This window comes from Aquirufa sp. 5-AUSEE-100C1 (assembly GCF_054558655.1).
The window spans coordinates 113,852-136,095 of record NZ_JBPXKO010000001.1; the positions used below are offsets into that span (position 1 = coordinate 113,852).

At 40.7% G+C, this 22,244-nt stretch carries 22 protein-coding genes; 10 read left to right on the forward strand and 12 right to left on the reverse strand.

Annotation, left to right across the window (positions count from 1 at the left end; all coding sequences use genetic code 11):
• The first annotated feature begins 62 nt into the window (after positions 1-62).
• Together ACMH5P_RS00530 and ACMH5P_RS00535 are read left to right on the forward strand one after the other, a co-directional pair.
• Positions 63-2,315 (forward strand): peptidylprolyl isomerase, encoded by a 2,253-nt coding sequence (locus ACMH5P_RS00530; RefSeq protein ID WP_459492359.1) that lies wholly within the window; start codon positions 63-65, stop codon positions 2,313-2,315.
• 13 nt (positions 2,316-2,328) lie between these two features.
• Positions 2,329-3,687: a peptidylprolyl isomerase gene (locus ACMH5P_RS00535; RefSeq protein WP_459492360.1), complete on the forward strand. Its 1,359-nt coding sequence runs from the start codon at positions 2,329-2,331 to the stop codon at positions 3,685-3,687.
• A 172-nt stretch (positions 3,688-3,859) separates the two neighbouring features.
• On the opposite strand, the gene ACMH5P_RS00540 is transcribed toward ACMH5P_RS00535, so the two are convergent.
• The 3 genes from ACMH5P_RS00540 to ACMH5P_RS00550 are packed head-to-tail and all read right to left on the reverse strand — an operon-like array spanning position 3,860 to position 6,399.
• Positions 3,860-4,654, reverse strand: a complete 795-nt coding sequence (locus tag ACMH5P_RS00540) for a thymidylate synthase (RefSeq protein WP_459492361.1) — start codon at positions 4,652-4,654, stop codon at positions 3,860-3,862.
• A gap of 1 nt (position 4,655) precedes the next feature.
• Complete coding sequence (locus ACMH5P_RS00545; RefSeq protein ID WP_459492362.1) at positions 4,656-5,093, reverse strand: OsmC family protein; 438 nt, start codon at positions 5,091-5,093, stop codon at positions 4,656-4,658.
• 1 nt (position 5,094) lies between these two features.
• A complete protein-coding gene (locus ACMH5P_RS00550) occupies positions 5,095-6,399 on the reverse strand; it encodes an alkaline phosphatase D family protein (protein WP_459492363.1) in 1,305 nt (434 codons plus the stop codon).
• A gap of 41 nt (positions 6,400-6,440) precedes the next feature.
• Between ACMH5P_RS00550 and lysA the strand changes: the two genes are divergently transcribed.
• Positions 6,441-7,676 (forward strand): diaminopimelate decarboxylase, encoded by a 1,236-nt coding sequence (gene lysA / locus ACMH5P_RS00555; RefSeq protein WP_459492364.1) that lies wholly within the window; start codon positions 6,441-6,443, stop codon positions 7,674-7,676.
• Positions 7,677-7,785: 109 nt separating this feature from the next.
• On the opposite strand, the gene ACMH5P_RS00560 is transcribed toward lysA, so the two are convergent.
• Positions 7,786-8,436, reverse strand: a complete 651-nt coding sequence (locus ACMH5P_RS00560) for a helix-turn-helix domain-containing protein (protein ID WP_459492365.1) — start codon at positions 8,434-8,436, stop codon at positions 7,786-7,788.
• 697 nt (positions 8,437-9,133) lie between these two features.
• Between ACMH5P_RS00560 and ACMH5P_RS00565 the strand changes: the two genes are divergently transcribed.
• Positions 9,134-9,646 carry a hypothetical protein gene (locus tag ACMH5P_RS00565; RefSeq protein ID WP_459492367.1) on the forward strand — a complete coding sequence of 171 codons (513 nt, stop codon included), beginning with the start codon at positions 9,134-9,136 and terminating at the stop codon, positions 9,644-9,646.
• 181 nt (positions 9,647-9,827) lie between these two features.
• Here ACMH5P_RS00565 and ACMH5P_RS00570 read toward each other — a convergent pair whose 3' ends face one another.
• Entirely contained in the window at positions 9,828-11,258 is a 1,431-nt protein-coding gene (locus ACMH5P_RS00570; RefSeq protein WP_459492368.1) for a circularly permuted type 2 ATP-grasp protein, read from the reverse strand.
• Positions 11,259-11,419: 161 nt separating this feature from the next.
• Here ACMH5P_RS00570 and ACMH5P_RS00575 point away from each other — a divergent pair, with 161 nt between their 5' ends.
• Entirely contained in the window at positions 11,420-11,914 is a 495-nt protein-coding gene (locus tag ACMH5P_RS00575) for a methylated-DNA--[protein]-cysteine S-methyltransferase (protein ID WP_459492369.1), read from the forward strand.
• A gap of 1 nt (position 11,915) precedes the next feature.
• The gene (locus ACMH5P_RS00580) at positions 11,916-13,574 is read left to right on the forward strand and encodes a PHP domain-containing protein (RefSeq protein ID WP_459492370.1); all 1,659 of its coding nucleotides are present in this window, start codon (positions 11,916-11,918) and stop codon (positions 13,572-13,574) included.
• On the opposite strand, the gene ACMH5P_RS00585 is transcribed toward ACMH5P_RS00580, so the two are convergent.
• Entirely contained in the window at positions 13,571-14,290 is a 720-nt protein-coding gene (locus ACMH5P_RS00585) for an LOG family protein (protein WP_459492371.1), read from the reverse strand. The two genes, ACMH5P_RS00580 and ACMH5P_RS00585, sit on opposite strands and share 4 nt — an antisense overlap.
• Positions 14,291-14,364: 74 nt before the next feature.
• Between ACMH5P_RS00585 and rpiB the strand changes: the two genes are divergently transcribed.
• A complete protein-coding gene (gene rpiB, locus ACMH5P_RS00590) occupies positions 14,365-14,808 on the forward strand; it encodes a ribose 5-phosphate isomerase B (RefSeq protein WP_459492373.1) in 444 nt (147 codons plus the stop codon).
• Here the strand turns inward: rpiB and ACMH5P_RS00595 are convergent.
• Positions 14,805-16,175, reverse strand: a complete 1,371-nt coding sequence (locus tag ACMH5P_RS00595; RefSeq protein ID WP_459492374.1) for a DUF6427 family protein — start codon at positions 16,173-16,175, stop codon at positions 14,805-14,807. The two genes, rpiB and ACMH5P_RS00595, sit on opposite strands and share 4 nt — an antisense overlap.
• A 90-nt stretch (positions 16,176-16,265) precedes the next feature.
• On the opposite strand from ACMH5P_RS00595, the gene rbfA reads away from it, so the two are divergent.
• Both rbfA and ACMH5P_RS00605 read left to right on the forward strand, forming a co-directional pair.
• Positions 16,266-16,646, forward strand: a complete 381-nt coding sequence (gene rbfA, locus ACMH5P_RS00600; protein WP_459492375.1) for a 30S ribosome-binding factor RbfA — start codon at positions 16,266-16,268, stop codon at positions 16,644-16,646.
• A 96-nt stretch (positions 16,647-16,742) separates the two neighbouring features.
• Positions 16,743-17,882 (forward strand): ABC transporter permease, encoded by a 1,140-nt coding sequence (locus ACMH5P_RS00605; protein ID WP_459492376.1) that lies wholly within the window; start codon positions 16,743-16,745, stop codon positions 17,880-17,882.
• On the opposite strand, the gene ACMH5P_RS00610 is transcribed toward ACMH5P_RS00605, so the two are convergent.
• From ACMH5P_RS00610 to ACMH5P_RS00630, 5 genes are read right to left on the reverse strand one after another with little or no spacing between them, the layout of a single operon-like run.
• Positions 17,875-19,107: a dicarboxylate/amino acid:cation symporter gene (locus tag ACMH5P_RS00610; protein ID WP_459492377.1), complete on the reverse strand. Its 1,233-nt coding sequence runs from the start codon at positions 19,105-19,107 to the stop codon at positions 17,875-17,877. The two genes, ACMH5P_RS00605 and ACMH5P_RS00610, sit on opposite strands and share 8 nt — an antisense overlap.
• A complete protein-coding gene (locus tag ACMH5P_RS00615; RefSeq protein ID WP_459492378.1) occupies positions 19,104-19,559 on the reverse strand; it encodes an SRPBCC family protein in 456 nt (151 codons plus the stop codon). Before ACMH5P_RS00615 ends, ACMH5P_RS00610 begins: the two co-directional genes overlap by 4 nt.
• On the reverse strand, positions 19,559-19,840 hold the full coding sequence (locus ACMH5P_RS00620; RefSeq protein WP_459492379.1) for a hypothetical protein: 282 nt from the start codon (positions 19,838-19,840) through the stop codon (positions 19,559-19,561). The genes ACMH5P_RS00615 and ACMH5P_RS00620 overlap by 1 nt, the downstream gene beginning before the upstream one ends.
• A 4-nt stretch (positions 19,841-19,844) precedes the next feature.
• Positions 19,845-20,516: a hypothetical protein gene (locus tag ACMH5P_RS00625; protein ID WP_459492380.1), complete on the reverse strand. Its 672-nt coding sequence runs from the start codon at positions 20,514-20,516 to the stop codon at positions 19,845-19,847.
• A gap of 40 nt (positions 20,517-20,556) precedes the next feature.
• Entirely contained in the window at positions 20,557-21,711 is a 1,155-nt protein-coding gene (locus ACMH5P_RS00630; RefSeq protein WP_459492381.1) for a THUMP-like domain-containing protein, read from the reverse strand.
• A gap of 51 nt (positions 21,712-21,762) precedes the next feature.
• On the opposite strand from ACMH5P_RS00630, the gene ACMH5P_RS00635 reads away from it, so the two are divergent.
• Positions 21,763-22,242 carry a (2Fe-2S)-binding protein gene (locus ACMH5P_RS00635; RefSeq protein ID WP_459492382.1) on the forward strand — a complete coding sequence of 160 codons (480 nt, stop codon included), beginning with the start codon at positions 21,763-21,765 and terminating at the stop codon, positions 22,240-22,242.
• Positions 22,243-22,244 lie beyond the last annotated feature (2 nt).

Below are 22,244 nucleotides of genomic sequence, written 5' to 3' on the forward strand. Positions count from 1 at the left end.
AATTGCAGGTTTTTGTGTAATTTTGTCGACTTGTAGATATGAGGTTTATTAAAATTTATCAAATGTTTCCCTTCAAGGCATTGCTTGGTATTTGTTGTCTGTTTTCGTTCAGCTTGTGGGCGCAACAAGACGCGGCTATTCAGTTGGGGAGTAAGAAAATTTCCTCTGTTGTTTTTGAAAAAGATTATCGTCGATTGTTGGAGAGTGATAGTATCAAAGCCGACAATAAGCAAAAATTTTTATCCGATTACATTGATTATCAGTTAAAGTTACTTGCGGCGGAGGATGCAAAAATTCATTTGACTCCTGCATTTCAGGAGGAGTTTCAAAGTTTTCGTAAGGAGTTAGCGAGTCCCTATTTAGTTGATGGTGAAAAAACCGAATACTTGGTTAAGGAGGCTTATCAGCGTTTGAAGTTTGAAAAGCAGGTAGCTCATATTCTGGTTAAATTGCCTGTAAATCCATCGGCCGCTGATACCTTGTTGGCTTATCAGAAAATAGATAATATCCGTAAAAAATTGTTGGCGGGGGAGCTTTTCGAAGACTTGGCTAAGAAGTATTCAGAGGATGATTTTTCGGCAGTTAAAGGAGGAAATCTTGGTTTTATAACGAGTTTGCAGACCCAGTATGCGTTTGAGAATACGGTATACGCCTTGGAAAAGGGGGGCGTTTCGTCGATCGTTCGAACTGCAACAGGCTATCATTTAATCAAGATATTGGATGTTAGGCCGAATCAGGGAAAAATTCGCTTGGCACATATTTTAGTTTCGGTTGCGGTGAATGCGCCTACAAACCAGCAAGTGGATGCAAAAAATCGCATCGAGCAGGTTAAAAAGTATTTAGAAAAGGGCGATGAATCGTTTGAGTTGATTTGTAAGAACTATTCAGAAGATCCTTATTCGAAGGGACGCGGCGGTGAGCTGCGTCGCTGGTATTATTCGTCAGATTTGTCGGAGGAATTACAGAATAAGCTCTTTTCGATTCAGCGTTTAGGGGACTTTACAGAGCCCATTCGGACGAATTTAGGCTGGCAAATTTTTAAGTTATTAGATAAAAAGCCATTATTAAGTTACGATGAAATGGCGGAGTATTTACGCCAAAAAGTGGTAACAGATCCCGAGCGTTCGGCTTTAATTCGTTCGTCTTTTTTAGCTCGTGTTCGTCGCGAAAATAAGATAAATGTGATACCTGCTGCGGAGAAGATTGCTTTGGAGCGTTTTTCGCAAGATCGTTTGGGAGATGAGTATTTTCTGAAAATGCCTTTATTGCAAGTCGGGGAAAAGTCATGGACGATACAGGATTTTTACCAGTACATTATCGCCCAGCAAAAAAGTAAATTAAAGGCATTGGGTTATTTGCCTGCTATTTCGGAGGCTAGTTGGTTGGCGGAGTTTGTTGATTTAAAAGCATTGGAAGAGGAAGAAAAGAATTTGGAAACGAAGTATCCTGCCTTTAAAGAACAGATGCAGGAGTTTTTTGAGGGTAACTTATACAGTAAGATCATTGATCAGGAGATTTTTGAAAAGTCTTTGGATAGCGTGCGTCAGCAAACTTATTTTAAGGCACATGCAGCTCAATTTACCATGCCTGCAAGGGTAAAGGCGAAGATTATTGATGCTGATTCTCAAAAGACCTTGAGTGAAGCTTTGGAATTGCTTGCTAAATCTCCCTATCCAATGAATAAACGCCTGCCCGACATTAATTTTGTTTTGGGTAAAACGGAGATCGTGGATGCGGGTAATAAAGTGGCTCAAGAGTTATTTCTGTTGATGGCCAAAAATCGAGATTATGTGATTGAAATTTCGGGTTATCACGATGGTTCCGAAGCAGATAGCTTGTCAGAGGCGCGTGTTAATCATTTGGTAGCTTATTTGGTCAAAAAAGGTATAAGTCAAACTCGTATCATTGAGAAAGTTGAGGGAACCTTAAAACCTGTCTCCAAAACGGATAAGGCTAAGAATGCACGTATTGCCATTAAATTTTATTCTCAATCGATGGATGATGTCGTGAAACGATTTAATGCTATCAAGCCGCAGAGTTTGGAAGCGGGAGAAGGTTATTTTGTCAAAGGGCAAAACGCCTATTTGGATGAGCTTCCTTGGGAAATAGGAAAACATTCAAAAGAACTAAATGGCCGTCATCTTTACGTTGAAATTAGTCAAGTAGAACCCGAGCGATTGAAGCGTTTTGATGAGTCTCGAAGTTCAATAATTCGTGAATTGCAAGCGCAATTGGAAAAAGATTGGTTAAGTAATTTGAAACAACGCTTTCCGGTGGTATTGCAGTCGGAAGAGTTGAATCGCATCATGCAATAGAAAATATAAAAATATGAAATTGAAAGGGTATTTGTTGGGATTCGTGTTGTTCTGTGCTGGGGCTCGTGTTCAAGCCCAGGAGTCAGATAAGGGAACATTGATTGATCGAATTATCGCCAAGGTCGATAATCACTATATTTTGAAGTCGGAAGTCGAACAACAATATAGTCAATACATGACTAGTGGGCAGGCAAATACGCCAAACCGCTGTCAGATATTGGAGGGTTTGGTTGTTAATAAATTGATGCTGGCGAAGGCGGAGATTGATTCGGTCATCGTGGATGATAAGCGGATAGATGCCGAATTAAATTCACGTATGGAGCAAATGGAAGCACAATATGGGTCTGCCAAGAATATTGTGGAAGCTTATGGGAAATCGATCGTCAACTTGAAAGAAGATTTACGCTTGTCCTTAAAGGAGCAATTGACGGGTCGCAAAATGCAAGAAAAAATTACGAACGATGTCAAAATTACTCCGAAAGAGGTAGCTGCTTTCTTCGCACGGATTCCAACCGATTCCTTACCTTATTTGCCATCCGAAGTCGAAGTAGGTCATATTGTTCGCTTAGCCAAACCGAATAAAACACAAAAATCGGAATTAGTAGGTCGTTTATTGGATTATAGACGACGTATCGAAAAAGGGGAGTCCTTTGAAGATTTAGCTAAGTTATATTCCGAAGATTTAGGGAGCGGAAAGCGTGGCGGTGATTTAGGCTTTTCTAAACGTGGGCAGATGGTTGCACCATTTGAGGCGGCTGCTTTGAAGTTGAAGCCCAACCAATTGTCCGACGTGGTTGAATCGGAATTTGGGTATCACCTGATTCAATTGTTGGAAGTCCGCGGTCAGGAATATCATGCCCGTCACATTCTGATTCGTCCAGATTATCAAAAATTAGATTTGACAGAGCCGACAAAATTTTTGGATAGTTTACGCATTTTGATCCAACGGGATTCATTGACATTTGATAAGGCTGCGCGTGAGCATTCGGAAGATAAACTTACGCAAGATGCCGGAGGTTTATTGTTGGACATGGCTTCTCGTTCCACTCGGATGCCCTTTGATGGTACGATGGAACCAGGTTTGTATTTTTCACTCGATTCGATGAAAGTGGGCACGATCTCAGCTCCCATTCCTTATCGTACGGAAGATGGACGTTCAGCGGTTCGTATCTTGTATTACAAGGCGAAATATCCACCCCATTTTGCCAACCTAAAAGAGGATTACCAGAAGATTGGTATGATTGCCCTATCGCGTAAGAAAAACGATGCTATCGAGGAATGGTTTATGAAGGCGAAAGAAGATGTGTTTATTTTCATCGATGATGAGTATAAAGGATGTAATGTGTTGAGTGGGGGAGTTATAGATAACTAAGTTAAGAGTTAAGAACTGAGAACTAAGAGTTAAATTCTAGGAGTTTCATTAACCAAAAAGGCGCGAATTATCGCGCCTTTTTTAGTTATAAATTGATTTTACTTCTATATAGAAAAAATAGATGTTGCTATACAGAATAACTCTTAACTCTTAGTTCTTAACTCTTAGTTCATTAAACTGCCACCGGCGCTTTGATTGCCGGATGTGGATCATATCCTTCCAAAGTAAAGTCTTCAAATTTAAAGTCTAAAATATCTTTCACCTCCGGATTAATCTTCATCGTAGGTAAAGGTCGCGGACTGCGAGTTAACTGTAAATCTACCTGCTCCATGTGATTCGAATACAAATGCGTATCTCCTCCGGTCCAGATGAAGTCACCTAAGCCTAAATCACATACCTGTGCCATCATCATGGTTAACAAGGCATAGGACGCTATGTTAAACGGAACTCCCAAAAATACGTCGGCAGAGCGCTGGTATAATTGGCAGGACAATTTTCCATCAGCTACGTAAAATTGAAAAAAGGCATGACAAGGCATTAGCGCCATCTTTGGAAGGTCGGCGACATTCCAAGCACTCACAATAATCCGACGAGAGTCAGGATTCGTTTTCAAGGTATGAACGGCTTCTTTGATTTGGTCGATAACGATTCCATTGGCGCCTTCCCAACTTCTCCACTGCTTCCCATAGACTGGGCCAAGATCCCCGTTTTCATCGGCCCATTCGTTCCAAATACTCACGTTGTTTTCCGTCAGGTATTGAATATTGGTTTCCCCTTTCAAGAACCACAATAATTCATGGATAATTGACTTTAAATGCGTTTTTTTGGTCGTTACTAATGGGAAGCCTTCTTCCAAATTGAAACGCATTTGGTAGCCAAAAACGCTCAAAGTACCCGTTCCCGTACGGTCTGATTTAAAGGTTCCGTTTTCTTTAATATGCGTTAGTAAATCTAAATATGCTTGCATGTTAGGCTTCGAAGGTTTCCCCGTTTAACAGTAATGAATGTGTGATTTTTGAACTTGGCTCCAGCTGGGCAGTTGCGGAGCAATATTTATCCATCGATAGTTGAATCGCTCTCAATGCTTTGTTTCCATCAATTTCTCCTTTTAATTCGAACTGGATATTGATTTGTCGGAAGGGTGTCTTTTCGGTACCTTCAATTTTTTCGCGGTCACCTTGCACACGAATTTGAAAGTCCTCAATGATTTGACGTTGCTTTTTAAGAATCAAAATGACATCAATGGCCGTACAACCGCCTAATCCCATCAGTAACAATTCCATCGGTCTTGCACCTGCATTGTGCCCCCCAATTCCCTCGGCCGCATCGATGTGTACCGAAACAGGAGAGGAACCCGTCGCCTCAAAGTGAAAATCTTGATCTAATCGATTTAATACTACTTCCATCTTATTTTAATTCAGTCGATTTTAATGCTTTGCTCCAAATAACCTCCCCCTTTACATTGAACAAGGTCATTGTTAGCGTTCGGTCTTTTAGGGGACCCGAAACTTCGATTTTCGAGAAAGCTCTTTCTTGTACCAATGTCCCCGGTACCAATGTCTCGTTGTAATCTTGTTTTACGGCATCCGCTTTGCCAGCCGTCATAGGTGAAACCGTTAAATCATACAAGGGATAGGTTCCTGGGCGCTCCAATTTATTCAAATTCGAGATGTGGCGATCGCCCGACAAGAATAATACGCCCGGGATGTTTCGGTTTTTAATTTCCTTCAACAAGTAGTTACGTTCGCCCTCGTAATTCGCCATGTTTTCAAATACCTTCGCTGGACTAATTACTTGGCCCCCATTCACGATAATCTTGAAGCTCGCTCGTGAACTGATTAAGGCATCTAATAACCAATTCATTTGTTTTTGGCCCCAATAGTCTTTATTGGGGTCATTTAACTCGTTGGGGGCTTTGTTCCAACGGTCGTCCATCATGAAAAATTCGACATCCGCCCATTGGAATTTTCCAGTAATTCCCTCATTTGGAAAAACGAAATTCGGATTTCCCCAAAACATCTTGAACATTTCGAGCGAAAGGTGCTTTAATGGAAAAGATCGGTCTGCATCATTTGGGCCATAATCGTGGTCATCCCAAATAGCATAATGATGAACATTCGCTAATAAGGGTTGAATCGACTTGACTGATCTTGCATGATCATTTCGGTGAATCATCCCTGTTCTCGTATAATCCGGTTCGCGGTAATAGAAATTATCACCTCCCCAAATCATAAAATCAGGTTTCTTGGCATACATCGCAGCATACACCTCATCGGCACCGCCATAGGGTCTACCCGGTCGGTCCGTCGCTTCTTCATTCACATAATTACAGGTTCCGAATAAGAAAGAAAACGCGGGAGGATCCTTTCGGTATTGCCAAAGCTCCTGGGTTTGAAACTCTAGGGGATAATCAAAGGACATTTTCTCATTATTTACCCAAACCTCATATTCATAGCGTTTACCCATGCTTACCTCATCGGCAATGATACGTGCGATATAAGCATTTGCTTTACTTGTTTGAACGGGATCCGTTTTGTGAATGCTTTTGTCGCCTTTTTCCCAGTATTGAAGGTGTACTTGTGCAGGCTTTCCGGTTTGCACCCATACAAGGACTTCTTTCATTTCGGAATAGCCCAGCATAGGTCCGCTCTTGATTTGAGCGAATGCCCCCATTGAAAAGAGCAGGAATAAGGCAATAATTATGCTTTTCATGTTTATTAGATTAGTATCTTTGTGGCTTATTCAATTTTTCCATGGCTTACTATTCAATTCAGAACATTCCATTAACCGATTTAGCCAAAGATTTCGGTACACCATTGTATGTATACGATGCAGACAAAATTAGGGAAAAAATCTCGGTTTTAAGAGAGGCATTTGCTGGAATTGACTTGACGATTAAATATGCGGCGAAAGCCAATACGAATCTGTCAATTTTACGCTTGATGCGGGCGAATGGCGTGGATATGGATGTGGTATCTCCTCAAGAATTGGAAATGGGTCTTATTGCAGGTTATGAAGGTTCAAATATCACGTTTACTCCTTCTGGCGTGCATTTTTCGGAGATTGAATATGCGGTAAGCAAAGGTGCCATTGTCAATTTAGACAACTTGTCTGTACTCGAAAAATTTGGTCAAAAATATGGATCAAGCCAACCCTGCTTGATTCGTATCAAGCCCCATGTTTTTGGCGGTGGGAATGAGAAGATTATGACGGCACATCCAGAATCGAAATTTGGCATTTCGATTCACCAAAAAGAGGAGATTTTGTCGATTGTGGAGAAATATCAAATCCAGGTTATTGGTTTGCATCAACATACCGGTTCGGATATTAAAGATGGGAAGACGTTTGAACAAGCGGCGTCCGCTTTATTTGATTTTGCGTATGATTTCAAGGATTTACAAATCATCGATTTAGGGGGGGGATTTAAAGTTCCTTATTCACCGGAAGATCCGGGTGTCAACATGCATGAGGTCGGCCAAATCATGAGCAATGCCTTCCGTGCATTTTGCGCAAAATATGGTCGGGAATTACGTTTATGGGTAGAACCTGGCAAGTTTTTGGTCAGTGAATCGGGTACATTTTTGGCAGAAACGAATGTCGTTAAACGTGACCCCGTGAAAACTTTTGTCGGCATTAATACGGGTTTAAATCATTTGATTCGTCCAATGATGTATGGCTCGTATCATTATATTTTCAATGCTTCGAATCAAGATGCTTCCAAGCAAGAATCGTATCGAGTGACCGGTTATATCTGTGAGACGGATACGTTTTCTTTCGATTTTCAAGGAAAACAAGACGAAAGAATGTTGAACGAGGTCAAAGAGGGAGATATCATCGCATTAGCCAATGCTGGTGCTTATGGGTTTACCATGGCTTCCCATTACAATTCCCGTTTTTTACCCGCTGAGGTTTTAGTGGATGGAGGAGTTGCACGCGTGATTCGCCAACGAGAGACGCTGGAGGATTTGTTGAGAGGACAGGAGTTATAAAAACTAAGAGTTGAGAACTAAGAGCTAAGAGTTAAGCATGTAGAGCCGCGATACTTCGCGGCTTTTTTATTTGTATCTCATTCAGGTAATCAAGTTCATGGAATTAGATTCATGAAGCTTCAATGGATTTGATATAGGCTGAGGGCGTAATGCCTTTTTGTTCCTTAAAGGCGTCAATAAACTTCGACCTTGAGGCAAATCCAGAATTCTTACCTATCGCTTCGATGGTAATTTTTCGGGATGCTCCCGCTTTTATTTGTTCGATAGCATAATTGATTCGATGTTTTTTACGCCATTGGCTAAAAGTTGTAGCATGTTTTACATTGAAATAAAATGAAAGATTTCTTTCTGAAATTTTCAAGTCAAAAGCCATTTGTGCTAATGAAAAATCCATTGCCGTGTAAGGATGTAACTGCAAATATTGGTTGATTTCCGATTCAATTTCTCGATCAAGATCCGTGTGATTTCTTTTTTTGGGGATATTTGATTTCAGTTTAGCCAAAATGCTATGATTTTCATTTTCGAGTTTAAATGAAATGTTCCCGTACAAAATTTTAGGGAAAAGAAAAAGTAAGATGTTTTGCATGAAAAATCCGCCACCAGCTACCCCAAAATAGTGATTTTTCGATGTGAAAATTTGTGCATAGTTTTCGCTTTCGAATTCAAAACGGATGCCCACAACCGTTAACATGTGTAAGAAACTGTTGCTCGAAATGATGACTTGAATGGCGCATAACAAATAAACCCATCTTTTCAACATGGTGTGATTCGTGCTCAAATTTCCTATGTGGTCTTTTGTTCTTTTTGTATAAATAATAAAATAGGCGATTGAATAAATACAATATGCCAATAGATGAAGTGTTCTTGCAATTAGGATCGTACCAAAAGACACAAATAGAAAATCGAGTTCGTATTTTTCCGTTACATTAATAATTTCATGTGCGATTTTAGCTTTATTTTCAAATGAAAGTAATGTAAATGGAAGACAATTAATTAGTACCCCAATAGCTGGTATTAGGTGCAGTAAATCCATTTTTTCTAATTTGTGCTTATCAGTTACCATCGTCTTCACATAATAAAATAGACAAGGTCCTAATAAAAATGAGAGGGGTAACCAATGTACAAAACAGATGCCTTCCCAAAAAGGATCTTTTGTGTAATGCAACCCATAATAGATCAATACGACCAAATTACAGATTAAAAAAAATAACGCTAGATATCCGTTGGACCTATTTAACGAGCTAAAGTAGAAAATAAGTAGGAAGGATGTGAATATCCCAAATAGAGGGAGGATAATGCTCATACACGCTTATTATTGATTTCACTCCAAGTTAATTTAAATTCCAATTAATTCAACATGTTCCAATCTAGCAAAATGGAACATACTGGACAGAAAATGGCTAGCCCTTTTTGCACCACTTTTCCAACTTGCAGCTTTTTAACCTAAATAAATTTTTATGAAAAAATTAATTCTTTTGTTGCTTTGTGTTTCAACTATCGCAACTGCCCAAACAACGAATAAATCAACCTCAGGTAGCTTAATACAAGGTGAAGATGCGGGCTATAGTTTGGAGAATTCGCCGAATACGAATTGGGTGTTGAATTCAGTCAAAGCCCTGGAGGCCTTGGATACGACTGCCTACAAATCTTTTTATGCCACGGATGTCAAGTTTCATGATAACCAAGAGCAAAAAAATATAGCTCAAAATATTGCTTTTTTGATGAGTTTAAAATCCAATGGTATTGCTGTTAAGTTTGAAAGAGTTGCACCCATTTGGGAATATGTCCACAAAACAAAAAAAATGAATTCGACGGACTATTATGTGATTTCCTATCAGCACGCGGTCTTGACAAAGGGGGATAAAATTGTTAAAGTGATTATCAATGCGGTTGATTTGATAAAAGATGGTAAAATCAAAGAGGAATGGCTTGTTTATGATACAGCGGGAATTTTAAGTCTTTTTAAGTAGCGCGATAAAAACGGGGCAATTGCCCCGTTTTTATCTTTATTTTAGCTCTAATTAGCTATATGATCCATCTTTTTAACATTTTATTATACCGAATAGATGTCGATAATACAGTTAGAACTTCAGTATAATGAAAAAGCCGCGAAGTATCGCGGCTCTTAACTCTTAACTCTTAACTCTTAGTTCAATAAAGCACCCACGTATCCTTCGATCCACCGCCTTGCGATGAGTTCACGACCAGCGAACCTTTGCGTAATGCCACCCGCGTTAATCCACCCGGCATCACCTTCACGCCATCGCCATAGAGTATATAAGGTCGTAAATCCACGTGTCTACCTTCCGCATGGTCATCAATTAAACAAGGTACGCGCGATAAGGAAATGGTGGGCTGAGCGATGTAGTTTCGAGGGTTTTTCAAGATTAAAGCCTTGAATTTTTCTTGTTCCTCTTGGGTGGATTTGGGGCCAATCAACATCCCGTAGCCGCCTGCTTCATTCGCCTCTTTGACCACCAATTTTTCAATATTTTCTAATACATATTGACGGTCTTCCTCTTCAGAACAGATGTAGGTTTTTACATTTTGGATGATGGGTTCCTCGTTTAAGTAGTATTTAATAATCCGAGGAACGTATGCATAGATCACCTTATCATCCGCAACACCCGTTCCGGGCGCATTCGCGATGGCTACCTTCCCATTTTTATATACTTCAAAAATGCCCGGAATACCAATCATCGAATCGGGATTAAAGACATTTGGGTCTAAAAATGTATCATCGATTCTCCGGTAAATTACATCGACGATTTGGAAGCCTTTGGTCGTACGCATTTTCACATATCCCTCATGCACGACTAAATCACGGGCATCCACCAGCTCAACGCCCATTTGTTGGGCCAAATAAGAATGTTCAAAATACGCCGAATTGTAAATGCCCGGTGTTAAGACCACCACTGTCGGATCCGGACGATCACTAATGAATCGCAACATTTCCAGTAGCTTATGGGGGTAATCCGAAATCGGTCTGATCTGCGTTTTGGCAACGACCTCCGGAAAAGTTTGCTTCAATAATTCGCGATTCTCCATCATGTAGGATACGCCAGATGGACAACGTAAATTATCCTCTAATATCATGTATTCTCCATCTGCCCCCCGAATCAAATCCGTTCCCGTAATATGAATGTAAATGTTTTTAGCGGGCTTGATACCGATGCATGGTCGTAAAAAGTCTTTGGAAGACTCGATCACCTCTGCTGGGATAATCCCATCTTGGATGATTTTTTGATCCGAATAGATATCGTTTAAGAATAGGTTCAGTGCCGTAATGCGTTGGATTAGCCCTTTTTCAATCTTCTCCCATTCATGTGCCTCAACAATACGCGGAATGATATCCACGGGCATGATGCGCTCAGTTCCCTCATTTTCAGCATAGACATTGAAGGTAATTCCCATGGCCATCAAAGCTCTTTCTGCGGATTGTTGACGCCTCGTGAATTCCACCTGCTTTAATTGCTCTACCCGCTCTTTGAAATGTGTATAGCCTGGACGAACTTCACCTGATTCGGTAAACATTTCGTCATAAAATCCGTCTGTTTTGTAATCGTCAAATGAGAAATTCATACGCCTATCTATTAATTAAATGCCTGATTGTTAATTAATTTAGAATTTTAATTTTAGATACTTTCCGCTACTGATCATATTTTTCAAAACTTAGTCGGAAATTTCAGTTAATTACCAAAATTTTACAATTTTAACCGCAATTTTGGCCGTATTTTTGTTCCATGATTTTATTGAATTTCCTCTTTTTCGAAAGTCCCATCGGCCCCATACGGGTCGAGTATCAAGCTCAAGGTATTTCAAGTCTTCGTTTTGTCGAGACAATGGGGGAGAGTTACACGGAGCTTCCCGACTTAGAAAAAAGTATAGTGGGTGATTTAAATGGGTATTTTAGTCAAAAAAATCATGTTTGGCAAAGTCCTATCGCCCCACATCTCGGTTCTGAGTTTCAAGAAAAAGTTTGGAGAACGCTTTTGGATATCCCTGTGGGTCAAGTACGTAGTTATCGGGAAATTGCCGACTTACTTGGCCGGCCGAAAGCTGCGCAAGCTGTCGGAAATGCCAATGGCCAAAATCCAATTTTGTTGCGCATCCCTTGTCATCGAGTGATAGGTTCCAATGGCACGATGACAGGTTATGCAGGTGAGTTGTGGCGGAAAGAATGGTTGCTTCGACATGAGGGATATGTCGGATTGAACCAACAAATGAACTTATTTTAACATGGAAAACGAACAAATTGTTGATGCTGTCGAGCTATTGGTAAAATTATGGGATGTGCATGGCATCAATGAATTCAAAAGTAAAAACCTAAGTTTTGCGGCTCGAGGCTTAGATAAATTTCCAGGACGTATCGCTAATTTGGATGCGGATGCACTCTACGCCATTCCGGGTGTGGGGAAAGTCGTGGTGCAAATCATTCAAGATTTAGCGCAAACAGGAACTTGCCCCGACCTAGAGGCTATGACCGAGCAAACGCCTCCCGGTATTTTGGATATTTTGAAAATCAAAGGTTTAGGGCCAAAGAAAGTTGGCGTCATTTGGCGTGAATTGGGCATTACCGAATTAGATGATTTATTGGCTGTCTGCTATGCAGGTCGATTGGAGCAATTAAAGGGTTTTGGTAAAGCGATTCAAGAGAATGTGATTTCCTACATCCTTTTCCTTAAAGAGAATCGTCGAAAATTACGGTTAGATAAGGCCGAAAAGTTAAGTAAGCATTTGTTGGAGCTACTGCTTCCTGTTTTCCCAAAAGTTCTCATATCCGGGGAATTGAGTCGGAATTGTGAAGTCATCTCTTCACTTGTTTTCATCGCGCAAAGCGAAGATATGTTTGACGCGCATGGCTTGATTGAAGGGATTTCTGGGATGCAGACGGATTTCCAACAATCATCTCCCTTTACTTGGCGCGGACATTTGGAAGGTCATTTGATTCCTATCGAAATCCATTTGACGGATGAGTCACAGTTGGCGATTTTACAATACCAGCATGGTTCCCATCCAGAACATTTAGCTTTGGTCAATTTTTTCCAACAGAAAAATATCCACGAAGTAAATACAATTTATTCCGCACAAAATCTTCCGTACATCGTGCCTGAAATGCGCGAAGGGTATAAGGAGTTTGAGTGGGCAGCTAAATACCAGTCGGCCGACTTAATCCAATACACCGATTTAACCGGTTGCTTGCACAATCACTCCACCTATTCAGATGGAAAAAATTCGCTATTGGAAATGGCAGAGGCTTGTCGGGCCATGGGTTTAAGCTATTTTGGAATTGCTGATCACTCCCAATATGCCGCGTATGCAGGTGGATTGAAGGAAGAGGATGTGATTCGCCAACATGCTGAAATTGATGAATTGAATCAAAGATGGACCGATTTTAGGATTCTGAAGGGAATCGAGGCCGATATTTTACCCGATGGTAGTTTGGATTACAACGATCGCATCTTGTCTTCATTCGATTATGTGGTGGCTTCGGTGCATGCGCAGTTGGTCATGGATCAAGAGCGTGCCATGGGTCGTTTGATTAAGGCAATTGAGAATCCATATACGAGTATTCTTGGCCACCCAACCGGTCGTTTATTACTGACGCGGTCGGGATATCCGATTGATACGAGTAAGATTTTAGATGCTTGTCAAGCAAATGGGGTGAGTATCGAACTTAATGCGAGTCCATATCGCCTCGATTTGGATTGGCGGCATATTTATGAGGCGATGGATAAAGGAGTTTATGTTTCCATTAACCCCGATGCGCATAAAATTGAGGGCTTAAAAGACATGGAATATGGTGTTCGGGTAGGCAGAAAGGGGGGCTTGTTGAAAGCCCTGACCCTAAATGCCTTACCCTTACATGATTTGTTGGCCTTTTTTGCTAAATCTTAAAAATTTGGTTTTAATAGATATTTAGCATAGAATTCATCGATGATCCGCACGGCATCCGTAGGCGTATCGACAATGGAAAAAAGTTCTAAATCTTCCTCATGAATATTCCCATGTTGGACCATCGTTGTTTTCATCCATTCAAAAAGTCCTGACCAATATTCGGTACCGACTAAGACCACCGGGAATTGCCCAATTTTATGCGTTTGGATTAGTGTCAATGATTCGAACATTTCATCCAAGGTGCCAAACCCCCCAGGCATGATGATGAATCCTTGGGAGTATTTGACGAACATGACTTTACGTACAAAGAAAAAATCAAAGTTGATATTCTTATCGTGGTCGATGTAGGGGTTTGGCATTTGTTCAAAGGGTAATTCGATATTTAGACCCACAGAACGCCCCTTTTCACTTTTTGCACCCTTATTCCCAGCTTCCATGATTCCCGGTCCGCCTCCCGTGATAACTCCATAACCATGTCTTACAAGTTTAGCAGCAATTTGTTCTGCCATGCCGTAATATTTATCTTCCGGCTTCGTTCTTGCAGAACCAAATATACTTACGCAGGGTCCAATCTTGGATAATTTATCAATTCCTTCGACGAATTCGCTCATGATTTTAAATATTCGCCACGATTCTTCGGATTTTATCTGCGCCCATGTTTTATCCCCAAAAACCTTTTTAATTCGGTCTTCATCCTCTCTCCATTGATCAGTCATAATTAATCTGTTTTTTGATTGGTAAATGTACATGATATCAACGTACCTTTGTTGAAATTTATTATCCCTTTTTTATGAGCTTAGCAAAATCATTCGCCGTTGGTGGCGATCATGCCGGATTTGATTACAAAGATCAATTAATTGATTTTTTAAAGGAACAAGGATACGCAGTGAAAGACTGTGGAACGTATTCTGCTGATTCGGTGGATTATCCAGATTTTGCACATCCAGTAGCGGAATCCGTAGAGAAAGGGGAATCCACGTTCGGCTTGTTATTATGTGGTAGTGCGAATGGTGTTGCGATAACGGCCAACAAGCATCAGGGTATTCGGGCGGGTCTTGCGTGGAATGTTGAAGTGGCGAAATTAGTCCGTCAACATAATGATGCGAACGTACTTTGCTTGCCTGTTCGTTTTATTTCCTTGGAGGAAGCAAAGACCTGTTTGCAAGCATTTATCGATACGCCATTTGAGGGCGGCCGTCATGCCGGTCGGGTAGGAAAGATAGCTTGCTGCTAGTTGACCCGCTTATATAAATGATTTCCAGTTTCTTGGTACCTCGTCTTGAGGTAAGGTAAGTAGTTTTGAACAAGTTTGAACTTCCCAGTGGGATCGTAAATGTAATTAGGTGCATCCTGATTCATGTACTGATCGAGTAGGACGATGGTCTTGTATTGGTTCAAATTATCAAAAAGCGACTTAGATAATTCCCAATTAACAAAGGGACCAGCCATGGTATTGTTTCGATAGGCCTCAATTTGGGGCCCTAAGATCATGATTTTTTCATTTCGAATAGGCAGCGAGCTTTCTTGAATTCGTTTTTGGCTTTGTGTTTTCCAATCCAACGCCAGAGAAAAATAACTTAATCCCAACATTCCCCAAATCATCATTTCTCGGATCCAATACTTTTTTAACAGGAAAAAGCTATTGAGACTAAAATAGGCCAATGCAGGCAGGAAAAATAGCACATTATTGCTCTCTGTCGCCGGTAGTGTGAAGACGGCAATAATCCCCGTAAATATCCATATCAAATTGGTTTGTTGGGCCTTCTGAGCATTCGATTTTACCTTTGGGTTTTCGACCACTTTCCAGAACCCATAGACTGCAAAGGCAATGGGTGCTAAATAGGCCCAAGCGATATCTTGGAGTTGGGCCCAAACGGGTGTATGAAATTCAATGGCTGAATTTTGGAATACTTGAATCAAGTAAGGGAAATTCCCATGGTAGGTGTACACTAAGCCCGTTATGATGTTCACAATTAAAAAGCCGACAAGAACAAGTAATAACTGACGAATATTTATACCCGAATAAAATACTAAGCTCAAAAATGCCCAAAAGATGAATAAAAAATAGCTAGGATAACATAAGCCTGCCGCCCCAATGAATAAACCGATCAGAAAAACACGGTCATCCACATTTAAGGTACTTTGTTGTTTGACGATTTCACGCCAAGCCAGTAATAAAAATGTAACTCCTAATAAAGCAGCCGAGGGAACAATGAAATCAAGGGAGAAATGAAAGAAAACGGCGTAGATAAAAAAGGGCAAATAACCCATGGGGGGCATGAGTTCATACCGCTGAATTGTTCGCTGGAAAACAAAACCTTGGAAAATAATTAACGCGCTAGCCCAATAGGCATTCATGGAAATAGGGATTCGCAAGAAATCTAATAACTGAAAAAATCCTGCGGCGAATGGCCCCGTGTTGTCCCGAATATCTTGATACATTCGAAAGCCTTCATTTAGCTTTTGACCAATTAATTTGTTCTTTAGCTCCCAATAAAAGGGATCAATCTCTGCCTGAACGAATAGAAACGTCGATATCCCCCAAATCACCAACATGATTATTAGGGGAATAGATGCGTTCGAACGGAGAAATTGAAACATAATTGAATTTTGAATTCGCTAAATTACGGTGAATCCAATTATTATTGTGAAATTTGTAAGATTTTTGAGTAGAAAAGCATCGGAGCAAATATGGAAAGTAAACGTCAACAAAAGTTTGGGAGACAAATTCAGAAAGATTTAAGTGATATCTTTCAAAAAGAATTTAAAGAATTGTTCGGCCGGGCGATGGTGACAGTGACGGATGTGAAGGTAAGTCCCGACTTGTCTGTAGCCCGAGTATATTTAAGCTTTCTATTAGCCGATGATGTCAATCAAATCATGGATTCCTTGGCCGATAAGAACAAGGCGATCCGAAATGCATTGGCCAATCGCATTCGAAAACAAGCACGTATTATCCCGCATTTAGGTTTTTACTTGGACGATACGGCAGCGTATGCGGCAAAAATTGAGGCCCTATTCGAGGGTCTCGTGATTCCGCCATCAGACGGCATTCCTTCCGAAGAAATCTAATTAGACCTTCCCGTGAATCTATCCTTATTTATTGCAAAAAGGTATTTTTTTTCAAAAAGTAAGGCGAGTTTTATCTCCCTCATTTCCCGTATTTCCATGATTTCCGTAGGTGTAGAGGTCATGGCTCTTATTCTTATTCTTTCCGTATTCAATGGGCTAGAAGATTTTCAGAAGGGATTATTTAAAACCTTTGACCCCGATTTGCGGGTGTTATCGGCAGCTCAACAACCCTTTGAATTAAGTCCTTCACAAATCAAATCCATTCAATCCATTCCTGGGATTCATTGTGTGAATCCTGTCTTGGAAGATCAAGGTTTGCTTCGCTACGATCAAAAACAACTCGTTGTGCGATTTAAGGGGGTAGATTCCTCTTTTCTGGCCGCTAATCGCTTGAAGAAACAAGTAGTCGAGGGCGATTACTTTCTAGGGGATACAACCCAAGCATTCGCGTTAGTGGGTATCGGGGTTTTTCTGAATATGGGTATGAGTTTTGAGAATACGGTAGAGCCTATACAGGCATGGTATCCAGATCATGATCGTTTACGGCGCTTTTCATTAAATGAGAATACTATCCGTGGTCAATCCTTTTTCCCGGCGGGTGTCTTGGAGGTCGAGCAGAACTTTGATAACCAAACCGTTATTGTTCCTCTTCAATGGATGGAGAATCTCATGAATATGCCAGGGAAGCGCTCAGCCTATGAGATTATTCTAAATCCCCAAGCCAGCGATGTAGCGGTGAAGGAACAGCTGAAAGCTATTCTTGGGAAAGATATTCTTGTTCAAACGCGTGATGAACAGCATGCCCTTTTGTTAAAAGCCATCAAAATCGAAAAACTCTTCGTTTTTTTAATCATGGCCTTTGTCATGGGAATTGCTTCTTTTACCCTTTTCTATGCGCTCTCACTATTGGTGATTGAGAAACGCCGGGATCTACGGTCATTAATGGCCATCGGGATTACGCCGAACCAAATGCTCCGTAGTATTTTGTATTTAGGAATTTTGATTAGTTTTTCTGGCGCGCTGGTAGGGATGCTCTTGGGTTTTGGAATCGCTTGGCTCCAACAGCAGTTTGGGATTGTTCCCTTAGGAATCCCCAATGCACTCATCGATTCCTACCCCATCAAAATGGAGGTAGAGGATTTTCTGTGGACATCTCTTACCGTAATCGTAATTACGTTTATTGCATCCATTTTTCCTGCCAAAAAGGCCATTCAAATGACCTTTGATTTTAAGTAGTCGGGTTAAATTCGCCTTCCCATTTCGAAACGACACAGGTCGCTACGCCATTGCCAGCTACTGAAGTGACCGTACGTCCCATATCCAAGAATGGATCTACTCCAAGTAGTAAGGCAATTCCCTCTGCAGGTAGATTGAACATCGTCAAGGTTCCTGCGATGATTACCAAAGAAGCTCTCGGTACACCTGCAATTCCCTTGGAAGTAATCATCAATGTCAACAACATGGTAATCTGTTGCTCCAAAGACAAATGAACCCCGTATGCTTGAGCAATAAATCCTGTGGCAAATGTCATATAAAGCATCGAACCATCTAAGTTAAAGCTATAACCTAAGGGTAGGACAAATCCTACAATGCGCCGACTGCATCCGAATTTCTCCAAAGCTGCAATAGTTTGTGGAAAAGAGGCCTCCGAGCTTGCTGTAGAGAATGAAATCAACAATGCCTCTTTCAGTTCCTTCAGTAATTTCCAATAATTGATTCCGTTAACTGCTGCAATCAACCAGAGTATGATCGTTGTGAAAAACAACAATCCACCCATGAAGCAAAGCATGAGATAACCGTAACTAATTAAAATACTCAAGCCTTTATTGGCCACTACCGTCGTCATCGCCGCAAATACTGCATAGGGAGCTACCTCCATCACGTAATTTACCATCTTGAAAACCACCTCTGCCAAGTTCTCAATCACATGAATTAAACGTTTGCCCGTCTCGCCAATCGAACCTAAGGCTACCCCAAAAAACAGGGAAAAAATAACAATTTGTAGTATTTCATTTTCAGCTAATGCCTTAAAAAAACTATCAGGGAAAATGTGTAAGATGAAATCCTCCAACGATTTTGCTTTACTGGCATCGATCCCTGTCTCTGTGCCTGCGCTGGGTTTAGGCCAACTTTGTAAACTCCCCGGTTGAGTAATATTAACCACCACTAATCCCGTAACCAGAGATAGAATCGTGGCAAAATAAAAGTATCCGATGGTTTTTACTCCAATACGCCCTACGGCCTTAAAATCACCTAGTTTAGCAATTCCTACCACAAGTGTGCAAAACACGAGCGGGCCAACAATCATTTTAATTAGTCGAAGGAAGATTTTTGAAATCACCTGAACTTTGCTCGCAATATCATGGCTGACTTCGGGTGCTAAAGTAATAAAGAGGTATTCGCCCAAAACAAGGCCTAGTACGAATCCAATGATGATTTTCTGAGTTAAGCTAAGTTTCATAAGGTTTTCGGTTGACGTAAGTGCTTTTTGTAGAGCGGCATTCGGTACGCAATCATTCCCCAAATTAACGGAAATAAAAGCAAGTCTAAAAGTTTGTTGTTAGTTTGAAATTGAATTTTATCAATGACGAGCGTACTATTTTCTCCACTTGCCTCAATGCGATGCTCATGCCTCCATGCCACAATACCGAAAGGAACAATAACACCCTCATCAACAAATACATGCGATTGGCTATCAAATTGGTAGGAGGTAATCTTGGATGTCCAGCGGGTCTTGTAAATTAGAAAATCAAGTTCAATAATGACCTGGTCATTCGCTTGGCAACCATCGAAACGGATGATTCGAGCAATCGGGAAGGGGGGAGCTAATTTAGCTAAAAGGTCCGCAGTGAAATGTTTCCATACGAAGGGCATGGAGGCAGAAACCCGGCAAGTAAGTTCGAATTTAGGCATTAAAAACGTGCCAAAATGTGAAGTAGAAACCCTACAATTGCTTTACAGCCCATCGCAATGTATTGTGTCCATTGCATCGCGTTTTCACGGCTCTCTTTTTCGTCGGGTTTACTTTCTACTTTCGTTTCCGAATTTGCATACAGCACAATTCGTTTTTGCTTCACCTTGGATGAGTCGGTTTGAATCGTTTTCGGGTGTAAGACCGCATACTCCACAAGACCAAAGTTGCCGAATAAGAAGGGAGCAATCAAAACCAATAAAAGGAAATAGATTTTCTTCATAAGATTAATTGACTTTTTTCTTCGCCTCCTCAAATTTCTGTGCTTGCTTTAAAATAGCCTCTTCATTGGCTTTTTGATCCAATTTGTTTTGCTCTTGATTGGCTAAAATCTTCTCTTTTTCAATCTTCGTTTCCTCCAATTTCTTGGTTAATAATTCGGTTTGCCGACGATTGGAATCCAATTCACGAATCATGCGTTCTGCCGCTTTTTGATTCTTTGTTTTCGTCGCAATTAGTTCATTTAAAGCTTTTTCTTGTGTACGAACATCCTCTTCTAAGTTGATTAGTTTTACGAATTCTTCTAACCAATTACTCGCGTCCCTGTATTTTTCATGCCCGTTTTGAATGTAATTGTCTGGGCCTGTTGCAATAGAAACAAATAATTTTGTTTTGTTCTTTTCTTCACCTGTTTTAGACAATAAGGTTATCGGAGAACTAGAAATATCTGAAATTTTCGCTTGGTAGACATTGATTGCGCCGCCACGTCCAGCTTCTACGGATCCGTATTTTTTCAAAAACTTTTTCCAAGATTCAATTACGTATTTTTCTTCTGAATTGATGTAGGTATAAAAACCTTCTTTCTTTGCTTTTTCAATCTCGTCCATGCCCGTAAAGACCTGACCGAAAAGTGAAATACACGAGAAACTTAGTACAATTGCGAAAATGAATCTTTTCATACGGACTGATTTGTTGATTGCAATGAGCAAAGGTAAATTATTAAGGACATTTTTTGCACAAGATGAGCTCATTTTTTTCATTCTTGTTTTGAATTCCAAATAGCGTTAAATCTCCGCCATCCTTAAGTTTAAATTTTTTTCGAAGCGCATCCGCCTTCAGTGGAAAATTCTTCGTACTGATGTTGAGCCGCGAGTCTGTAAGATGCGGCAGCAACCATTCTCGTTGCACGGGCCCGGAAGAAATTTTTTCATAAACTTTTCCGGGGAAATCATGAACTCTTTCATTGGAGCTGTATAAATGCGTATGCTGACCTAATTGCCAAACTCCCAGTTCTTGCACCTTTTTGAAAAATCCTGCTTTTAGAATTGATGGGTGTACTTCATAAATATACCTTCCCGCATCGCCTAAGTTCATTTTAGCTTCTTTTTCTGCTTCAAGGGTACTCGAAAGTAGAAGAGTTTGCTCAATGGCCAATTCGATCAAGTCAATGGGTGGATTGAGGAGGTTGATCTCCGACTTAACAAACAATAACTCCTTAACTTCCTGTTGATAGGCTACAACAAACACCTTTTCAACCCCCTCCAATTCCCTAATGGCACGTTGAATATCCAAAACGGGACTCGTCTTAATTAATAACTTACTATTTTTCGTATAGCTCAATAAGTCCAAAACGTTGGGTTGACAATCCTTAAATAAAATCACCTTATTGCCTTGCTGATCCCGTCGAGCCGGATCTACATAGATCCAATCAAAATCAGCTGAAATATAATCCATTCCATTACCCTCCTCATGATTTACATTTGACAAACCCAAAACGCTATGATTATAGCGCGTTCGATGAACTAATTCAGTTTGTTGTTCTACATAAGTAACTTTTTGACAGGTTTGTGAGAAGGCCCAAACGTCGACTCCCATACCACCGGTAATATCAATTAATTTTCCGTTTACTAAGCTTGCTTTAAATAAGGCCGTTGCCTCGGAGGATGCTTGCTCTAGGGAGATTTGTGCCGGGAAATAAATTGCCGGATTAGCTACCCAGGTAGGTAGTTTTTCAACTAGTTTTTGACGCGCCTGTACCTGAGCAGCGAGCTTTTTGATATCCAACGTGGGATATTTTTTTGCTGTTAACGCAAGGCTTGATGGATCTTGCTGTCGGTGTTCCTGAATGAATTTTATTTCTTCCGCTTGAAGCATACAGCAAAAATAGAATGTTTGTTGTAAATTTAGCTGTATAAACAATTTCTTATGTCGATTTATCAACTAAACGTTAACAAGAAAAAGCATCGAGTGGAAGTGGATTCTGACACGCCCTTGCTTTGGGTTATTCGGGATACCATTGGGTACACGGGTACAAAATTTGGATGTGGGATGGGTCTTTGTGGTGCATGCACCGTTCTTTTAAATGGTTCGCCCATTCGTTCTTGTTCAACGACGGTATCGACTTTGAAGCCGACCGACAAAATTACGACCATCGAAGGTTTATCCGAAAAGGCAACTCATCCTGTCCAAGAGGCATGGATAGAGGCCCAAGTTCCTCAATGTGGTTATTGTCAATCCGGACAAATTTTAGCTGCCTCTGCTTTACTTGCATCAAACGCGAATCCGAGTGATGACGACATCGATGCAGCCATGGCTGGAAATATTTGTCGGTGCGGTACCTATCCGCGCATGCGTCAAGCCATTCACGCTGCCGCTAAAAAGATTCAAAACGCTAAAAAATCCTAAGC